Source organism: Streptomyces sp. Inha503 (assembly GCF_047215865.1).
Taxonomy (GTDB): Bacteria; Actinomycetota; Actinomycetes; order Streptomycetales; family Streptomycetaceae; genus Streptomyces; species Streptomyces lycopersici.
On the sequence record NZ_CP178360.1, the window covers coordinates 5,957,881 to 5,972,907 of the forward strand.

Consider the following 15,027-nt stretch of genomic DNA (forward strand, 5'->3'; position numbering starts at 1 on the left):
ACCGCAGGTAGGCGGCTTGGGCATTGGGGGCTTACTTCTTCTTGCCCTGGGTCTTGTCGGGCACTACTGAGCGGTCTCGGACCTCTTCGTCCCGAACTACGGGCGCTGCTTCAAGCGGTCGACGATCGCCCAGTCCGCCACGTGCGACAGCTGGATGTACGTCTTCTTCCCGGAACGCGAGGTCCGCTCGTCGCGGAAGCCCAGGAATTCATAGGACTCCGGGTCGAAGATGAGGTACTTGCCCTTCTCGGACGCGCGCTTGGGGTACGAGATCCCCACCCCGGTGCGCCCGGCGGAGTCCTTCATCCCCGGGGTCGCCTTGACCCCGGGCACCAGGGCCAGCGCCTCGTACGCGGCGGGACGCAGTCCCTCGGGCAGCACCGGCCACTTCAGGAGCTCGCCGAGCATGAAGTAGGCGTCGTACCAGTCCCACGCGGTGAAGTCGTCGATCGGCTTGTCGGACGTGCCGGCGCCGATGATGGCCTGGGTGAGCTTCTCCGGGTCGGTGGGCAGTTCCTTCAGCTTGCTCCACTCCCGAGGCGGCCACACGCCCTCGTTCTTCCCCAAGGGCTTCTCCCAGATCACCCGGCCGAGCTCCATGGTCAAAGATCGCTTGGAGCCGTCCACCGAGTCCCAGTTCACGTCCACATAGGTCTTGACTGCGCCGGTCTTCCGCTCCGTCTCCTTGATGATCCGCTTCCAGTAGATGAACTGGTCGTCGCGCGGCGCCACGGGCTTCTCGTGCTTACTCGCCCGCGCTGCCGCCCCATTCAGCACCGTCACGGCGGCGACGTTGCGCATCCGCGGGGCGTTCGTGCCCGCGCGGTCGGTGCGGCCGCCCTCGTCGGCGCCGTCCTCGGTGAGCAGTACTGCCGTGCCCGTAACCGCCATGGTGACCACCGCGGCCGTCACGAGGCGCAGCGCGTGGCGGCGGCTGGGTGCGGTGTCGGGGTGCCGCTCCGTGCGCGTCATCGTGTTGAGCAGTCGGTGGCGGGCCTGCTCTCGGGCCGGTTCGGTAAGCGGGGCCGCGTCCGCGTCCCAGTCCCGTAGGAGTTCGAGTTCGTCAGTCATGGCCGGATGCCTCTCGCAGTGTCGTCGGATCGGATCCGCCCAACGCTTCGCGTAGCTTGCTGCGAGCCCGGTGCAGCCGTGATCTGACCGTGCCGATGGGGACACCGAGGGCCTGGGCCACCTCCTCGTAGCCGAGACCGCCCCACGCCACCAGCAGCAGCACGTCCCGGTGCCGCGCGGGCAGTGCGGCCAGTGCCGCCGCCAGCTCGCGGCGTACGGCCTGTGCCCCTACCCGGGCCGCGGCCCGGTCGGCCAGCGGCTCCTCGTGGTCGGCGGGAGCCGGGATGCGGGCCAGGGCCTTGAACCGGCGGGCCTCGGCCCGCCGGTGCCGGCCGACCAGGTTGGTCGCTATGCCGAACAGCCACGGCCGGGCGTCGTTGCCCGTGGCCCTCGCGGGGTCGTACCGGTACCGCTGCTGGAAAGCAGTGGTGAAGGTCTCCGCCATGAGGTCGTCGGCCGGTTCGCCGCCGAGCCTACGGGCCAGATAACGGTGTACCGCATCCGCGTACCGGTCGAAGAGCACGGCGAATGCCTCGGGCTCATCCCGGGACCGTGCAATGACCGAGGCATCGCTCTCCGCCCCCGTGCGGACGCCTGGTTCGACGGTCATCGGGGCTCCTCTCATCCTGGGGAACGCTTCGAAGGCTTGGGCTTTCATCTCTCCTTCGCCCGTCGCCCCCGGCGAGTTCCCTCGGGGCCAGGCGCGGCTTCCGCAAGGGGCCGGGCCCAGGGCCTGTTTCGCATCTCGCGATCGTCGTGCTCGCTCATGAAGAAGCCCCCTGCCAGCGGAAATTCCGCAGACAGGGGGCTCGTTCGCGGCGCGTTACTTCTTCTTGCCCTGGTTCTTCACTGCCTCGATGGCGGCCTTCGCGGCGTCCGGGTCGAGGTAGGTGCCGCCCGGGTTGAGCGGCTTGAAGTCGGCGTCCAGTTCGTAGGAGAGCGGGATGCCCGTCGGGATGTTCAGGCCCGCGATGTCGGCGTCGGAGATGCCGTCCAGGTGCTTGACCAGGGCGCGGAGCGAGTTGCCGTGGGCCGCGATCAGGACCGTCCTGCCCGTGAGCAGGTCCGGGACGATGCCGTCGAACCAGTACGGGAGCATGCGGACGACGACGTCCTTGAGGCACTCCGTCCGCGGGCGCAGCTCCGGCGGGAGGGTCGCGTAGCGCGGGTCCGCGAACTGGGAGTACTCGGCGTCGCGGTCCAGCGGGGGCGGCGGGGTGTCGTAGGAGCGGCGCCACAGCATGAACTGCTCCTCGCCGAACTCGGCGAGGGTCTGGGCCTTGTCCTTGCCCTGGAGGGCGCCGTAGTGGCGCTCGTTCAGGCGCCATGAGCGGTGGACGGGGATCCAGTGGCGGTCGGCGGACTCCAGCGCCAGCTGGGCCGTGCGGATCGCGCGCTTCTGGAGCGAGGTGTGGACCACGTCGGGGAGCAGGCCGGCGTCCTTCAGCAGCTCACCGCCGCGGACGGCCTCCTTCTCGCCCTTCTCGTTCAGGTTGACGTCCACCCAGCCGGTGAACAGGTTCTTCGCGTTCCACTCGCTCTCGCCGTGGCGGAGGAGGATCAGCTTGTACGGTGCGTCGGCCATGTCGTCGAGCCTACTGGACCGGTCTGGGGGGCTCGGTTGACGGACCCCGTCAATTGACTGGCGGGGTGGAGGTCGTATCGGTAAGTTGCGGATGCTGGTTGTGCCGCTTACATGCCGCGGCGCTCATGGAGTGCGCGGCTTACCGGCTGTGGCATTCACAGGGGGGAGTCGTCCGGTGTCCGTCGTCCGACTGAGGCAGGCCGCGAAGGAGAGCGTCTCGGGGTTGCCCCGGGAGTACTGGTGGCTGTGGACCTCCACGCTGGTCAATCGGCTGGGCGGGTTCGTGGCCACCTTTCTTGCCATGTACCTGACCGTGGATCGCGGTTACTCGGCGATGTTCGCCGGACTGGTCGGGGCGCTGCACGGGCTGGGCGGGGCCGTGTCGGCCGTTGTCGCCGGGGTGCTGACCGACCGGCTGGGGCGGCGGCCCACGCTGCTCATCGCACAGCTGTCGACCGCGGTCACGGTCGCCGTGCTGGGCTTCGTCCAGAACCCGGTCGCCATCGCCGTCGTGGCCTGTCTGGTCGGGATGACCAGCAACGCGTCACGGCCCGCGGTGCAGGCGATGATCGCCGACATCGTCGCCCCCGGGGACCGGGTACGGGCCTTCGCGCTCAACTACTGGGCCATCAACCTCGGCTTCGCCGTCTCCGCGGCGGCGGCCGGGCTGATCGCGCGCCACGGCTATCTCACGCTCTTCCTGGCGGATGCCGGGATGACGCTGCTGTGCGCGGTCATCCTCTTCGTCAAGGTTCCGGAGTCCCGGCCCGAGCCTGCGGTGGGCTCGCTGGAGTCGGCGCCCGCGGAAGAGCGCGAGGTCGGGTTGGGCGCGGTGCTGCGGGACCGGCCGTTCATGGCCGTGGTCGCGCTGTCGTTCCTGGTCGCGACCCTCATCCAGCAGGCCTTCGTGGCGCTGCCCGTGGCGATGGGGGCGGACGGGCTGTCCAGTACGGACTTCGGCGTCGCGATCGCCACGAACGGCGTGCTGATCGTGGCCGTACAGATCCCGGTGACGCGGTTCCTCGAGCATCGCGATCCGGCGCCGCTGCTGGCGGTGTCCGCGCTGCTGACCGGCGCCGGGTTCGGGCTGACCGCCTTCGCCGGGTCGGTCGGGATGTACGCACTGGCCGTGATGGTCTGGACGGTCGGCGAGATCATCAACTCCCCGACGCAGATGGGGCTGGTCGCCCGGCTCTCCCCGACCCATGGGCGCGGCCGCTACCAGGGGATGTACACCCTCTCGTGGTCCCTCGCCTCGCTCATCGCCCCGCTCGCGGGCGGCGCCGTCATGGACCGCTTCGGCGCGGACGCCCTGTGGGCGGCCAGCGCGGTGGTGGGCCTCGTGGCGGCCGGGGGGTACATGGCGCTGGGGCGCGCCCTGCGGAGCCGGCCTGCGGCCGGGGAGTCCGGGGGTGGGGTGGGTGCGGGTGCGGCTTCGGATGCGGGTGCGGGTGCGGCTTCGGGTGCGGCTTCGGCTTCGGCTGGTGAAGTTGGTCAGGTTGGTGCTGCTTCCGGTGGTGGGGCTGGTGCTGCTTCCGGTGCTGGAGTGCCTGCCGTTGGGGCGGGCTCCTCGTAGGTCAGGGGGTGAATCTCGGGATGACCGGCTCGATGTGGATGCTCGGCACCGAGCCCGAGGGCAGGCGGTACGCCGGGGGCGTCGGCCAGGCCGGGAAGGTGGGCCGCTGGTACGTCGGGAACGGAGTGGGTTCCGTACCCGCGCCGCCGCCCGGCTGGTAGCGGTCGTTCCAGCGGGTCACCGGGGTCCCGGGGTAGCTCGGCTCGTCCCGGTTCGCCCATAGGACGAACGTCAGCCCCGTCATCCCCACCAGCACGGTCAGCGCCAGCGCCCGTACGGCGGTGATGCGCCGGCGCGCGGGGCCGGTGGCACCGGGCGCGATGCTGATCCGGCGCGCCTTGTCCCCCCGCACCGGCGTGGGCAGGGGTGCGCGTTCGTCCACGCCCAGGGCGGCCAGGTGCAGCCCCAGCCGCTGGGTCTGGCCGGGGAGCCGTACGGCGGTGTCGGCCCAGGTGCGGATGGTCTCGGGGGCGATGCCGTCGGGCGGTACGAGGATGCTGGGGCCGGTCCAGTTCATGGCCCAGTACGCCGTCCCCTGCGCTACCAGCTGCGCCCCGATCAGTACGGCCAGGGCCTCGGCCAGGGGGGCGAGTGGGTCCTGTTCGGGCTGATCGCCACGGGGTATTCGCCCGTCCTCGGGCAGCCGGGCGTTGAGCGCGCGGGCCAGTGGCATGCGACGGCCGCCGTCCAGCAGGCTCAGCACTCGGTGGATTGTCAGTCTCTCCGGCTCCCCGCCCGGCTCCGCTTTCGGCCGGACCGTCCCCTCCGTCTCCTCCACCCCTCGTACCGCCTCCGCCAGCGGGGTCAGGATCCGCGTCGCGCGGTGCTCCGCCAGCTCGGTGAGCCAGTCCCGCCAGGGCACCCTCGTGCCCGCGTCCGGGCCGGACAGCAGGACGCGGCCCAGCGCGACCCCGTACCGCGGCTGTACGGAGAGGGGTTGTGGGGACGAGAGGGGTTCGGCTCCGGGCTCGCGCACCCGCAGGCGCGCCAGCCGCTCCAGCCGGACGGCCAGGGCCGGATGCGCGTCGTCGGGGTCCGCGGGCCGCTCTACGGCGCGGGTGCGCAACGCCGCCATCGGCTCCCGTAGTTCGGGCGCCTCGACCATATGGGCGAAGGCGCGGAACGGATCGTCGGGGATCCGGCCCGTCGTCCGGCGCATCGGGGCGAGGAAGTCCACCAGGAACTCCTGCCACGCCGCCTCCAGCGCCGTCGTGGAGCACAGCGCGTCGGCGACGGCGCCCGGACCGGCCACCCGCGCCGCCTCTCGATCGGCCTCCAGCTCCTGCCGCCGCCGGACCGGGCGGGTGAGCCAGCGGAAGACATGGGTGTAGAGGCCGAGCAGCAGCAGCGGCAGGCCCGCGTACAGCCGCACCAGATCGTTCGCGGCCGACGCGTCCTGGATCGCCTGCCGGGCGGCCACCAGGCCCGCCGCGCCCCGGTGGGCGACCGCGCCGAAGCGGCTGTGGCGGCCGGAGAAGTGGCCCAGCTCATGCGCGAGGACGGCGCGCAGTTCGGCGGGCGACAGCCCGGCCAGCAGGGGCAGTCCCAGGTAGAGGACGCGTCGGCCGGGGGCGAGGCCGAGGAGCGGCGCGTCCTCGGTGACGGAGGCGTTGACCTCGGCGGTCAGCTTGATGTGGCCGGGCGGCCGGGTGCCGACGTCGAGGGCCAGTTCCTCGACCGTGCGCCATAACTCCGGCGCCCCGTGCCGGGTCACCGTCACCGCGTCCCCGCGCGGCGCGGCGGGGCGTGCGGTGCGGATCACCGCCCACACCATGCCGAAGACGATGGGGGCGAACGCCGCGCAAGCGGTGACGACAGTGGTGGGCGGCGTCGTGGCCGCCGGCCTTCCCGCGGTCCATAAGGCCGCCGCGAGGAAGGCCGCCCAGAGCAGCACCATGGCCGCGACCAGCGCGTAGGAGACGGCGAGCAGGGCGAGGGCGAGGAGCGCGCGGGCGGTGGCGATCATCGACGCCCCCGCATGCCGTCGGCGCCGTCCCCAGCCCCGGTGCCGTCCGCAGTCCTGGTGCCGTCCGCAGCCCCGGCGCCGTCCCCAGTCCCAGCGCCGTCCCCAGTCCCAGCGCCGTCCGAAGTCCCGCCCCGCAGCGCCCGGCCCTCGCCCCTGAACCCGGCCGACAGCCACTCAGCGGCCCCGCACAGGGCCACGCTCAGTGGGTCCTCCGGGGCGCGGGTCAGGAGGCGGTCGGTCGCGTGGCCCAGCTCCGGGGCGACGTCGAGCAGCAGGCTCAGCCGGGCGCGGGCCTTGTGGAGGTTGCTGCCGACGCTGCCGACGGAGATGCCCAGCTCGGCGGAGATCGCCTGGTAGCTCATGCCCTCGAGCGAGTGCATGACGACCACCTGGCGCTGGCGCGGCGGCAGCGTGCCGAGGGCGCGCAGGGCGGCCAGTGCTTCGGCGGTCTCCTCCACGCTCGCGGTCGTGGCGGCCGGGACGCTCATCTCGGCGGGCTTCCAGCGGAACCACCAGCGCCGCCCGTCCCGCGAGAGTTTGCGCCGCATGGTGGTGGTCACCCATGCCTCGGGCGAGGTGCACGCCCTGACCTCGGGCCAGCGGCGCATCGCCTCGATGTACGCCTCCTGCACCGCGTCCTCGGCGTTCTGCCGGTTGTCGCTGAGCATCACCGCGCGGGCGGCCAGCCAGGGGTAGGTACGGGCGTAGAAGGCGTCGAACTCCTCGTCGGGCCGCCCGCCGCGCGTGGTCTCCTCGACGGTGTCGCTCATTCCGATCGACCCCCGCCCCGCCCGTCCCGCTCGCCCCGCCCGCCCCGCCCGCCCTGCTCGCCCCGATCCTCGCGATCCTCCGGCCGCCGCCGTATCGTCAGCGCCGCGCCGTCGGGGCGGCGGTCGGTGAGGACCGTGCCCGGCTCCGTTCTGTTCACCAACTCGGCCAGCGTGCGCGCCCGGAGCCGTTCCCCCGAGCGCGCCGCCAGCCAGCGGATGACGTCCCCCATCAGCCGTAGCACCCCCACCGTCACGACCGTTGCCACCGTGAGCCACGGATTGTCCATGAGCACCGTTGTGCCTCCTCTTCATGGTTCCCGGCCGCCGGAGCCGGTTCACCATGAAGAGCCCTCATGGACCGTATTTCTTCACCGCGTTCCTCACGATGTTTCAGGAGAGATGGGGGAGATGGGGGGAGCGGGGGAGACGGGGAGATGTCAGCGAAGTGCGCGCTGCGCCTCGTACAGGTTGCGGGGGTGGACCGCCTCCGGGTGGCCGTAGGACTCGATACGGGAGTGGAGCGGACCGGTGAAGTCCGGGACGTCGATCTGGCCGAACTGCCGCACCTCGCTGATCCCGACCGTCGCGCTGTACGGCGCGATGTCGTCGATCTTGACGCACCCGGCCCGCTGATTGGTGACCGTGACGTTCCAGTGGGCGAACCGCGCACCGTAGAGCGGACCGGCGCTCGCGTCGCCGCCGTGCGACCCCGTGTTGTCCACGGTGATCTCCGTACGGACGTTGGCGAAGGGCATCCCGCGGTGGGTGTCGAAGGTGCCCATCTCCATCCGGCCGCGCGACCAGACGTTGTAGCTGGACAGCCCCTCCACGTTGATCCCGTGCAGCTGTGTCCCCGCCGGGGCCGGGACGGTGCGCTGGGCCAGGACGAAGTCCTCCACGAGGTTGTCGTGCGAGCCCTCGCGGCAGCAGTAAGGATGGTGGCTGCCGCGGCCCGTCACCCGGGTGCGGCGCAGGGTGCACGCCTTGGCGGCGACGAGCAGGAAGCCGTTGTCGACATTGTTGACGCTCACGTCGTCCACCCAGCAGTCCCACGCGCACTGCAACGCGACCCCGTTGTACCCCTTGTCCAGCAGGTGCCGCGACTGCGGGGTCTCGACGACGTCGAGGGTGATGCCCTCGACCCCGGAGCCGGTGACCGGGCGCACCAGCGTGGTGAACCGGGGCTTCCAGACGGGCCGGGCGTCGAGCGGCAGCGGGCGGTCGAGGGTCACCCGGCGGCGGCGCCGGTCGACGGCGACGACGCGGCACGGCCACTCATAGGGGACGTACGAGGTGAGCTTGGTCTTGTCGGTCCAGACGTAGTCGGCGGCGCCCTCGACGTCACCGGCCATATGGGCCAGCAGCGAGTGGCTGTCGTCATCGGTGAGTTGGAGCAGCACGCGGTCGCCGCGGCGCAGGGCGGACGGGTCCTCGACGGTCACCGTCCAGTCGCCGCGGCGGGCGGGGGCGGCGACATCGGTAAGGGCGTGCCACTCGTCGCGCCGGTTGCCGGTCCAGCCCTCGAACGGCCACGCCTGGGCCCGGATCGCGCCGGTGAGGGAGCGCCAGCGGGCGTCCGGGCAGATCCAGATGAGCCCGCCGGCCCAGGACCAGGACGACTTGTCGCCGCCGTAGCGGCTGCCGTACGGGCCGATCAGCTCGGTGAGGTTGCGGGTCGCGTGGAGGGTGGTGCGGCCGCTGCCCGCGCCGCGCAGTACGACGTTGTCGTGGCCGAGGCGGATGACGTCGTCCACGCGGTACGTCCCGGGCGGCACCAGCACCGTGCCGCCGCCGCGCCGACCGGCCGCCGCGATGGCGCGGTTGATCGCGGGGGCGGCGTCCGCGGAACCGTCGGGGCGGGCGCCGAAGGCGCGGACGTCCGCGACGACGGGCAGGCGGGGGAAGCTCGTGCGACCGCCGAGGTATCCGGCGCGGCCGACGTAGGGGATCTGGGGGTGGGTGTACGGGTGGGCGCGGAACTCACTCCAGAGGGCGGACGTACGGGCCCCGCCGGACGGGCCCGCCCCGGAGGACGTACGGCTCCCGCCCGGCATACCCGGTGCGGCGGCGGCCGCCGCGTCCGTGGCGGTCAGGAGCGGGGCCCCCGCCCCCAGGAGCGTGGCGCCCGCCGCGAGTCCCATCGCACCGCCGAGCAACTGCCTTCTGTCGATCTCCATGCCCATGAGCCAGCTCCGCCTTCCATGGATGTGAACGCAGTTCAGGTGAGAGACGGCGTGAGAATGCCATGGGGTAGGCCTGCGCGGAAGGGGTCGCGTCAGGATAGGCGTAGGTCAACGTGGATCAAGCAGAAAGGCGGACGTCAGAGATGGGCGCCGGACGCGGACCGGGCCGGGGCCCGGTCGCTCACTTCGCCGTATCCCGGGTCAGATTGCTGAACGCCTCAAGATTCCGCGTCGATTCGCCCCGCGAGGTACGCCACGCGTACTCCTTGCGAATGGCCGTGGCGAACCCCATCTCCAGCAGCGTGTTGAAGCTGCCGTCCGCGTTCTCCAGCACCGTGCCGAGCAGCCGGTCCACTTCCTCCGGGGTGACGGCCGCGAGCGGCAGCTTGCCCACCAGATAGATGTCGCCGAGCTGGTCGATCGCGTAACTCACCCCGTACAGCCGGGTGTTGCGCTCCAGCAGCCAGCGGTGGACCGCCTCGTGGTTCTCGTCCGGGTGGCGGACGACGAAGGCGTTGACCGAGAGGGAGTGCCGGCCGACCCGCAGCGAGCAGGTGGTCGACAGCTTGCGGGTGCCCGGGAGCGTGATGACGTACGTGCCGTCCTCCGGGCTCTCCCACTCCAGTTCGGCGTCGTTCAGCGTCCGCTCGATGACGGCCCGGGGGTCGGCCTCGGGGGCCGTGTCGGCCTTACGGTCGGCTTCAGGAGCGGTGTCGGCCTTACGGTCAGCCTTGGGCTCGGCCATGGGGTCAGCCTTGGGGTCAGCCATGGGCCGATCGTAGGCGACGCCGCTCGCGCATCGCCTCCGTGTACACCTCCGCCGTGGCCGCGGCGGCCGTGTCCCACCCGAAGGACTGGGCGTGCCGGGCCGCCGCCGCGCCCATCCGGTCCGCCCGCCCCGGGTCCTGTACGAAGGGGCGCAGGGCGCGGGCGTAGTCGGCGGGGTCGTGGCCGTCGATCAGCGTGCCGCTGACCCCGTCCCGTACGGCCACCGGCAGCCCGCCCACCGAGGCCGCGACGACCGGGGTGCCGCACGCCTGCGCCTCGATGGCCACCAGGCCGAACGACTCGCTGTACGACGGCATGACCAGCACGGACGCCGCCCGGTACCAGTCCGCGAGCTCGTCCTGCGCACAGGGCGGCCGGAACCGGACCACATCGCAGATCCCGAGCCGCGCCGCCAGCTTGTGCAGCCCCTCGGGCTTGGCCAGGCCGCTGCCGCTGGGGCCGCCGACCACGGGCACGACCATGCGCTCGCGCAGCGAGGGGTCCTCCTCCAGGAGGTGGGCGACGGCGTGCAGCAGGATGTCGGGGGCCTTCAGCGGCTGTATGCGCCCGGCGAAGAGGGGTATCAGCGCGTCGGCCGGGAGCCCCAGCCGGGCGCGGGCGGCGGCCCGGCCGTCGGTGGGCCGGAAGCGGTCGAGGTTCACCCCGGGGTGGACGACCGCCACCAGTTCGCGCGCCGCCTCGTAGTGGCGCACCAGCTCCTCCGCCTCCTCGGCGGTGTTGGCGATCAGCCGGTCGGCGGCGCGGACGATCTGCTGCTCGCCGATGACGCGGGCCGCGGGCTCGGGAGTGTCGCCCGCGGCCAGCGCGGCGTTCTTGACCTTGGCCATGGTGTGCATGGCGTGCACCAGCGGCACTCCCCAGCGCTCGGCGGCCAGCCAGCCGACGTGGCCGGAGAGCCAGTAGTGGGAGTGGACGAGGTCGTAGTGGCCCGGCCGGTGCCCGGCCCACGCCTGCATGACGCCGTGGGTGAACGCGCACAGCTGGGCCGGGAGATCCTCCTTGGCAAGACCCTCGTAGGGCCCCGCGTCCACATGCCGGACGAGCACCCCGGGAGCCAGCTCGACGGCCGGGGGCAGCGCGGCGGTGGTGGCGCGGGTGAAGATCTCCACCTCGATGTCGATGGCGGCCAGGCGCCTGGCCAGCTCCACGATGTAGACGTTCATGCCACCGGCGTCGCCGGTGCCGGGCTGATGCAGCGGCGAGGTGTGGACGCTGAGCATCGCGATCCGCCGCGGCCGCCGTGGAATGCGGCGAAGCCGCTGGTGGGACGGGGCGCCGAACGGTATGTGGGACCGGCCTCGCAGGCCGCCGAGCCGGGACGCGTGCTGGCTCACCGCGCGTTACCTCCTTGCCGGGGCGGGCTCCCTCCAGCGCTTCAACACCGGAACGCATGGTTCCCATTTCCGCTTTGCCAAAGTGTGACGTTCTGATGTCCGACGGACACTCCCCGTCCGGCCCGCCGCAGGCTCAGCGTCCGCCCCGACACGGGTTCCCCCTCCGCCCCGGCATAGGCTCAGCGCCATGCCCGCCCGCGTTCCCCCGCCGTCCCGTCCGATCGGTTCGGCGACCCGCGGGACCACCAACCCCAACCGGCTGCGCCGGATGGACCGGTGGATCGCGACGGCGCACGGGCCCGCGCTGCGCCGGGCCGCGGAGGCGCCGGTGGCGGTGGACCTCGGCTACGGGGCGGCTCCGTGGACCGCCGTGGAGCTACTGGACCGGCTGCGGACCGTACGGGCCGGGGCCCGCGTCGTCGGGGTCGAGATCGACCCGGGGCGCGTGCTCGCCGCGCGGCCGTACGAGCGCGAGGGGCTCAGCTTCGCGCACGGCGGCTTCGAGGTGCCGCTGCCCGGCGGGGCCCGCCCTACGCTCATCCGGGCGGCCAATGTGCTGCGGCAGTACGAGGAGGGCGAGGTCGCCGCCGTGTGGCGGCGGCTGTGCGCCCGGTTGGCGCCCGGCGGACTGCTGGTGGAGGGCACCTGCGACGAGATCGGGCGGCGGCACGTATGGGTCGCGCTCGACGCGTCGGGCCCGCGCACCGTGACCTTCGCGGCCCGCCTCGGCTCCCTGGAACGCCCCTCCGACCTGGCCGAACGGCTCCCCAAGGCGCTGATCCACCGCAATGTGCCGGGCGAGCCGGTGCACACCTTCCTGCGCGACTTCGACCGCGCCTGGGCGGCCGCCGCCCCGTACGCGCCGCTCAGCGCGCGTCAGCGCTGGATACGCAGCGCCCAGACGCTGCGCGCCGAGGGCTGGCCGCTCACCGACGGCCCACGGCGCTGGCGCCAGGGCGAGGTCACGGTGCGGTGGGAGGCGTTGGCGCCCCGGGGCTGACGGCGCCGTCCGGGCCATCCGGACCGTCTGGACCGTCCGGGCCGCTCCCCGTGCCGCCCGGGGTGTTCGCCGTGCCCGGGGTGCCGCCTTCCGTGTCGGGGTCGGCCCCCGCCGCGTACTCCTCGCTGATCTCCTTCGGGCCGAACGGCCACACCTTCTCCAGCCGCGCCCACAGCACGAACGCCACACACCCCGCCGCGACCCAGGCGAGCGACCATTCGATGGGGTGCCGTCCGGGGGAGTTCTTGTCCGCGTAGCCGTAGATCACCAGCCAGCCCACCAGAGCCACCACGCTCGGCAGCGGATAGAGCCACATCCGGTACGGCCGCCGCAGGCCCGGCTGGCGGCGGCGCAGCACCGTGACGGCGACGACCTGCGCCAGGGCCTGCACGATCACCATGACCGTGGTCAGCAGCTGGATGAGCGTGGCCAGATCGGTGTGGCGGCCGATCAGGAAGCCGATCGCCGTCACGACGCCCATCGTGGCCAGGCCCAGCACGGGGAAGCGATGGCGCGGGTGGAGCGTGCCGAACGGCCGGAAGAAGACCCGGTCGCGGGCGGCGTCGTACGGCACCCGGGAGCCGCCCAGCAGCCCGGCGAAGACGGACGCGAAGGCCGTGATGAGGATGAGCACGGTGACGACGTCGGCCGCGCCCTTCCCCCAGGTCTCCTCCAGCACCGCCGACGCGACGGACTGGGAGGCCACCGAGTCGGGGTCGGTCATCTCATGCCAGTCGACGACGCCGAGGGTGCCGATCTGGAGCAGCAGGTAGATCCCCATGATCCCGGCGATCGAGGTGACGATCGCCCGCGGCAGGGTGCGGCCGGGGTCCTTGATCTCGGCGCCCATGTACGCGGCGGTGTTGTAGCCGAGGTAGTCGTAGATGCCGATGGTCAGGCCCGCCGCGAACCCGGTCCAGAAGTGACCGCTGGTCAACTCGAAGGCGTGGTCCGGATAGGTGAACGCCTGCCCCGCGTCGAAGTGGCTGAAGGCCGCCACGATGACCAGGACCACCGAGGCGATCATCACGCACCACATGACGGCCGTGATCCGGGCGATGTGCTCGACACCCCGCCACAGCAGCCCGATGACCAGGACGATGACTCCGATGCCGACCAGATCGCCCTGGGTCTGTGTCATATCCGGCCACAGATAGCCCAGATACTGCACCAGACCGACCACACCCGTGGACATGATCAGCGGAATGAACAGCATCGCCGTCCAGACGAACAGGAACGGCATCAGCTTGCCGCTGCGGTACTGGAACGCCTGACGCAGATACACATAGCTGCCCCCGGCCCCGGGCAGCGATGCGCCCAGCTCGGCCCAGATCAGCCCGTCGGCGAGCGCGAGCACCGCGCCCGCGACGAAGCCGATGACGGCCTGTGGTCCGCCGAAGGCGGCGACCATGAGGGGGATGGTGACGAACGGCCCGATGCCGCACATCTGGCTCATGTTGATGGCGGTCGACTGGAACAGGCCGATACGGCGGACGAATCCGCCCTCGGTGCCGGACATCCGGACCTCCATTGCCCTCTCGCGCCACTGGCGCCACCGTGGGAGGGAATGAAAGTAAGGAAAGTTTCCAGTCGCGTCAAGGAGGTGGGCCGAGGCAAAACGGGACGGCGGCAAGGGACGGTGGCCGGGGACGCGGCCCCGGTCGTAAGGCGAGGAGGGCGGAGCGCGGCTCGGGCCATCGGTGGCCCTCAGGCCAACGCCGCCGCGCCCCGGGCCGGGCTCAGGCCACCGCCGCCGCGCCCGCCAGCACCTTCAGCGCCTCCGCCGTCGCCGACCCCTCGTCGGCCGTGTACGTGCACAGCATCTGCCCCGGATCCGCGGGCAGTACGAACGCCTCGAACCGCAGCACCAGCTCCCCCGCTTCCGGATGGCGGAACCGCTTGACGCCCCGCGTCCGCTCCTGCACCGCCTGCGCCTCCCACCGCCGCCGGAACTCCTCGCTCCGCTCCAGCAGCTCATGGGTCACCCGGCACACCCGCGAACTGCCCGGGTGGCGGCCCGTCTCCGCGCGCAGCCCGGCCACCGTGTCATCGGCGACCTCGGCCCAGTTCGGATGGATCTCCCGCATCCGGGGGTCGAGGAAGACCAGCAGCGGACCGTTGCGACGCTCCTCGGGGATCGCGGCGTAGTCGATGCCGAGCCGGGTGCCGAGGGTGTTCCAGGCCAGGACGTCCATCGCCGGTCCGTAGACATAGGCCGGGACGGTGCCGTCCATCGCGTTCAGCAGCTGCTGGATCTCCGGCCGCACCCTCGGCCGCGGGTCGGGGTCGGGCTCCCCGGCGCGCCGCCGGGGCAGGGTGATGTTGCGCAGATAGGTGTGCTCGGACGGGGTCAGCCGCAGCGCCCGCGCCAGCCCGTCGACCACCGAGTCCGAGACGGCCGGGGCCCGGCCCTGCTCGATACGGGTGTAGTAGTCGACGCTGATGCCGGCCCGCTGAGCGACCTCCTCACGGCGCAGACCGCGCACCCGGCGCCGGACGACCCCGTCCGGCAGCCCCAGCTCGGCCGGGTCGAGCGCGGCGCGGCGCGCCTTGAGAAACCCCTTGATCTCCGGTTCGGAATGGCCCATCGCTCCATTATCCGGGGAACGCCGGATTCTGGGCCGGACAGGTGGTTCTGGCAGACCCAGGTTGAGCCGGGCCTGGTGAGGTCCCCGCCCGGCGCCGAGGCTGAAGGCGCAGGACGCCACAGAAGGCGAAGGCCACGGACGGCAAAGGCCACAGAAGGCAAGAGC

General features: G+C 72.3%; 13 protein-coding genes. 2 read left to right on the forward strand and 11 right to left on the reverse strand.

What is annotated here, in order from left to right; all coding sequences use genetic code 11:
* Positions 1 to 96: 96 nt before the first annotated feature.
* From ACJX2R_RS24380 to ACJX2R_RS24390, 3 genes are all read right to left on the reverse strand, one after another.
* Positions 97 to 1,071, reverse strand: a complete 975-nt coding sequence (locus ACJX2R_RS24380) for a CU044_5270 family protein (RefSeq protein ID WP_413101862.1) — start codon at positions 1,069 to 1,071, stop codon at positions 97 to 99.
* Positions 1,064 to 1,681 carry an RNA polymerase sigma factor gene (locus ACJX2R_RS24385; RefSeq protein WP_413101863.1) on the reverse strand — a complete coding sequence of 206 codons (618 nt, stop codon included), beginning with the start codon at positions 1,679 to 1,681 and terminating at the stop codon, positions 1,064 to 1,066. Before ACJX2R_RS24385 ends, ACJX2R_RS24380 begins: the two co-directional genes overlap by 8 nt.
* Before the next feature lie 213 nt (positions 1,682 to 1,894).
* Positions 1,895 to 2,656 (reverse strand): phosphoglyceromutase, encoded by a 762-nt coding sequence (locus ACJX2R_RS24390; RefSeq protein WP_262704804.1) that lies wholly within the window; start codon positions 2,654 to 2,656, stop codon positions 1,895 to 1,897.
* A 175-nt stretch (positions 2,657 to 2,831) separates the two neighbouring features.
* On the opposite strand from ACJX2R_RS24390, the gene ACJX2R_RS24395 reads away from it, so the two are divergent.
* Entirely contained in the window at positions 2,832 to 4,232 is a 1,401-nt protein-coding gene (locus ACJX2R_RS24395) for an MDR family MFS transporter (protein ID WP_413101864.1), read from the forward strand.
* Position 4,233: 1 nt separating this feature from the next.
* On the opposite strand, the gene ACJX2R_RS24400 is transcribed toward ACJX2R_RS24395, so the two are convergent.
* The 6 genes from ACJX2R_RS24400 to mshA form a co-directional block, all read right to left on the reverse strand.
* Positions 4,234 to 6,198, reverse strand: coding sequence for a M48 family metalloprotease (locus ACJX2R_RS24400; RefSeq protein WP_413101865.1), 1,965 nt, complete (start codon positions 6,196 to 6,198; stop codon positions 4,234 to 4,236).
* The gene (locus ACJX2R_RS24405; protein ID WP_413101866.1) at positions 6,195 to 6,968 is read right to left on the reverse strand and encodes an RNA polymerase sigma factor; all 774 of its coding nucleotides are present in this window, start codon (positions 6,966 to 6,968) and stop codon (positions 6,195 to 6,197) included. Before ACJX2R_RS24405 ends, ACJX2R_RS24400 begins: the two co-directional genes overlap by 4 nt.
* Positions 6,965 to 7,255, reverse strand: coding sequence for a hypothetical protein (locus ACJX2R_RS24410; RefSeq protein ID WP_413101867.1), 291 nt, complete (start codon positions 7,253 to 7,255; stop codon positions 6,965 to 6,967). The genes ACJX2R_RS24405 and ACJX2R_RS24410 overlap by 4 nt, the downstream gene beginning before the upstream one ends.
* Before the next feature lie 150 nt (positions 7,256 to 7,405).
* Positions 7,406 to 9,151, reverse strand: coding sequence for a glycosyl hydrolase family 28-related protein (locus ACJX2R_RS24415; RefSeq protein ID WP_413101868.1), 1,746 nt, complete (start codon positions 9,149 to 9,151; stop codon positions 7,406 to 7,408).
* Positions 9,152 to 9,332: 181 nt separating this feature from the next.
* On the reverse strand, positions 9,333 to 9,920 hold the full coding sequence (locus ACJX2R_RS24420) for a YbjN domain-containing protein (protein WP_413101869.1): 588 nt from the start codon (positions 9,918 to 9,920) through the stop codon (positions 9,333 to 9,335).
* Positions 9,913 to 11,274, reverse strand: a complete 1,362-nt coding sequence (gene mshA, locus ACJX2R_RS24425) for a D-inositol-3-phosphate glycosyltransferase (RefSeq protein ID WP_262704797.1) — start codon at positions 11,272 to 11,274, stop codon at positions 9,913 to 9,915. Before mshA ends, ACJX2R_RS24420 begins: the two co-directional genes overlap by 8 nt.
* Before the next feature lie 187 nt (positions 11,275 to 11,461).
* On the opposite strand from mshA, the gene ACJX2R_RS24430 reads away from it, so the two are divergent.
* Complete coding sequence (locus tag ACJX2R_RS24430) at positions 11,462 to 12,274, forward strand: class I SAM-dependent methyltransferase (protein WP_413101870.1); 813 nt, start codon at positions 11,462 to 11,464, stop codon at positions 12,272 to 12,274.
* Here ACJX2R_RS24430 and ACJX2R_RS24435 read toward each other — a convergent pair.
* Together ACJX2R_RS24435 and ACJX2R_RS24440 are read right to left on the reverse strand one after the other, a co-directional pair.
* Entirely contained in the window at positions 12,237 to 13,793 is a 1,557-nt protein-coding gene (locus ACJX2R_RS24435; RefSeq protein ID WP_413101871.1) for an APC family permease, read from the reverse strand. The two genes, ACJX2R_RS24430 and ACJX2R_RS24435, sit on opposite strands and share 38 nt — an antisense overlap.
* 220 nt (positions 13,794 to 14,013) lie before the next feature.
* Positions 14,014 to 14,862 carry a helix-turn-helix transcriptional regulator gene (locus ACJX2R_RS24440; protein ID WP_262704794.1) on the reverse strand — a complete coding sequence of 283 codons (849 nt, stop codon included), beginning with the start codon at positions 14,860 to 14,862 and terminating at the stop codon, positions 14,014 to 14,016.
* Between the last annotated feature and the right edge of the window lie 165 nt (positions 14,863 to 15,027).